At 41.9% G+C, this 3058-nt stretch carries 3 protein-coding genes and 1 pseudogene; 2 read left to right on the forward strand and 2 right to left on the reverse strand.

The annotated features are described in order from the left end of the window. The coding region (locus tag ACFFAP_RS25260) for a hypothetical protein (RefSeq protein WP_375513790.1) at positions 1–427 on the forward strand (427 nt) is incomplete at its 5' end. A gap of 672 nt (positions 428–1099) precedes the next feature. On the opposite strand, the gene ACFFAP_RS25265 is transcribed toward ACFFAP_RS25260, so the two are convergent. Next, on the reverse strand, positions 1100–1324 hold the full coding sequence (locus tag ACFFAP_RS25265) for a hypothetical protein (RefSeq protein WP_375513791.1): 225 nt from the start codon (positions 1322–1324) through the stop codon (positions 1100–1102). A gap of 345 nt (positions 1325–1669) precedes the next feature. On the opposite strand from ACFFAP_RS25265, the pseudogene ACFFAP_RS25270 reads away from it, so the two are divergent. After that, positions 1670–2218 (forward strand): annotated as a pseudogene (locus ACFFAP_RS25270) (nitrogenase component 1); the annotation flags it as partial. A 366-nt stretch (positions 2219–2584) separates the two neighbouring features. Here ACFFAP_RS25270 and ACFFAP_RS25275 read toward each other — a convergent pair. Next, a partial coding sequence (locus ACFFAP_RS25275; protein WP_375513792.1) for a hypothetical protein occupies positions 2585–3058 on the reverse strand: 474 nt, incomplete at its 5' end.

Consider the following 3058-nt stretch of genomic DNA (forward strand, 5'->3'; position numbering starts at 1 on the left):
CAAGGCTGACCCAACGCTTGCTGCTGACATTGCCTCAAGGCAGGAAACGACCGAGGGGCTGGACATCATTAACAAGGCAGTTCAGGAGCGTTACAAGTTTCTTAAGTCTAAGTTAATGAGAGCTTATTACATAGTCAGAGACGCTTGGGGAGATAAGTTACACTACAACACTCTTACTGAAGAAATTCAATTAAATGGGAGTCCTTTGGAGTTACAGTCTCTCAAAATCAAGTTTGACAGAGAACTCCATGTCAAGCTTGAAAATGAGGATGCAAGACAAATCGTTGAGACTCTAGCCATAGTGAATACCTATCCTTTAATGGATGCTGCGAATCAGCAGAGATTTGAACCGATATTTCGGATGTTTATAGACACAAGAAACTTTGTACCAAAGAAAGAGTGTCCGAAACCGCCAAAATTAAGTTGAAGCTTGGTTTTCAGTATACCCCCCTAGTCACGAATAGGGGGGTTATTTTTTGGGCGATAGCTGAAGGTTGGCGTAAATTATCCGCAATGCGATCGCCCTAGCGGAGCCTTAACCCCTCCCGCCGGCGAACATCCGTAAACTGTGGCAGTGTTGCGTACTTTGGAAATGTTATACATTTCCCTATGTCCTGGAAGATTAAAGCTCAATACTCACACTTTACAATCGTGTAACTAAAACCGGAACCCTTAAGGCTTCCTTAGCGTAAGTAAAGCGAATTTCATTGAACGACAAACCAGTTGAGGGTTAAGGTTCTATCGGGAGAGTAAGCGATCGCGCAACAGTCATTTAATTTTCGTTAAGTGAAACTCACTCAAGGGTTAAGGCTCGATAGGGAGTGTCAGCAGTCAGTTGAAAGTAACTGGCTTTTCACCACGCTGCTTTTTAACCCTACTAGGAATGTAACCACCCTCTGGGTGGGAAATCTTACTAACTCATTACAAGTCCTGTTAAACCCATGCAGAAGTTGCAATTTCAGCGTGGTTTATTTTTCGGAAACATTAATGTTTCCTCTAAGTTTCGCGTGGTTTAGAAAACCTGCAATCATGTAGCAACCGTCGTTATGCAGTCGTCGCTATAGGAACCCTATAGGGTTGCTCTACCGTTGTGCAGTCGTTATACATAAAGGATATCAGTGTACGAAGTTGTAGCTAATTGAGAATGCAGCAACTCATTACTGCGTTGCATACGAACGCAAACTGTACAGCAATTCTCGCCAGCATCAAATTTTTGCAACGGTAGAGCGTGAGTGGCGCAAATCTTGCGACCACACAAAGTAAACCAAGTTTGCTCACGCGGATTTTCACCATCCATTAGATGCAACCTCTTGTTTTGGCTCATCGGCCTTCCCAGTACTTCCATACAAAATACACTCGCGTTTTAGCCTAGTGTATAAACTTTGACAGATATCCTGCAAGCTGTTGCAAAAATTTACCGGACTGCATATGCTATCCGCCAGCGAATTTTGACGAATTATGCACCACTGTTGCATCTCCTATCGACGGTTAAGGCTCGATTACTAATTCTGTTGGGCATACTCCAATAAGCCACAATCTGCAAATCAAATTACCGTTTCACTAGAGTTTTGGGTATTTAAATTACAAGCTTTAAGACAAAAATAACCCACACAAAATGCAAGCTTACAAAAGCGTTGATATATAAGGATTTTAGGCTTTAAACTAGCGTATACCCTGGTTAGAATACAACTTCTTCGGCCCCACCAAGATTGCTGAATCTTTACGGGAAATCGCTTCTAAGTTTGACGAGACAATTCAAGCAAACGCTGAGAAGGTCATCGCCAAGTATCAGCCCACAATGGATACGATTCTTGAGAAGTATCGCCCCCGCTTGGAAGGTAAGACTGTCGCCATCATGGTTGGTGGTCTGCGTCCTCGCCACGTTGTCCCAGCTTTCCAAGACTTGGGCATGAAGATGATTGGTACAGGTTATGAGTTCGCTCATAACGATGACTACAAACGTACCACTGGCTACATCGAAAACGGCACCATCGTTTATGACGACGTTACCGCTTACGAATTCGAGGAATTTATCAAAGCGCTGAAGCCCGACCTTGTAGCTTCTGGTGTGAAAGAGAAGTACGTCTTCCAAAAGATGGGTCTTCCTTTCCGTCAAATGCACTCTTGGGATTACTCCGAACCTAGCGATCGCTCCTCAACATCATATAATGCAAGGTTTTTTCGCGGCAAGAGAAAAAAGAGCCTATTTCTAGCCTAAATGCCAGTTGCAGAGTTATCTAGGAACAATCTGTTTTGATGCTTTAGATAGTATAACTCTTATGGAGTCTGGTTTTTAGATTTTTAGTGCATTTTGCTCAAAGAATAACTGTAAAAAAAAAGACTATTTTTAATGAAGATTTTTTAGATTAAATGGTGCGATCGCTTTCACTTAACAATATGATGATTGAGGAATGGGGGGTGCAATTAGCAAAAGCAAGAATAATTCATCTGGGATATGCCAAAGCTAAATTTGCTTGAACGGCTCACATAAGTGGTGGCAAGTAAGCTCAAATGAACCACTAGCAACTCTCAACCGCCCGCTAAATTTGAATTGTTACCTCGTCTGAGTTATGGTCGTGGACTTCTAAACCATTCCAGGTAGATTAACAATTGCATGACCGACACTCGTTATATCCTGATGTAGCTCGTACCCTAAATAACTTAAATAAGCTTCCGACTTTCCAAGAACTCTCGGTTTGCAAATAGAAAATGGTCGAAATCGAAACCGATCAGCGATACCTAGCTGTAAATTTCCTCCAATAGTTTTGTATTCACTATTTTGAATGTGTTCTTCAATAATGTAACGAGGAATTCTTGACAGAGGCCTACCAGGCTCACTGTCTCCATCAAAAGCTTTTTGAATTTTCTGCGTCATATCGTTTCTATGATCACCAAGATACACAAAGGATTTTTCATTTAGATGGGTGTAGTCTCTGTATTTGAGTACATAAACATCATTATCATCTTTACCAAGATAGTAACCCAAGTTGCGGGTTATCAAGCTGTGGGTACTTTGCACTTGAATAGTCGTGCGATCGTTCACGACGAAGTAGCGGTT

The sequence above is a fragment of the uncultured Nostoc sp. genome (assembly GCF_964245575.1).
In the GTDB taxonomy this organism is placed as follows: domain Bacteria; phylum Cyanobacteriota; class Cyanobacteriia; order Cyanobacteriales; family Nostocaceae; genus Nostoc.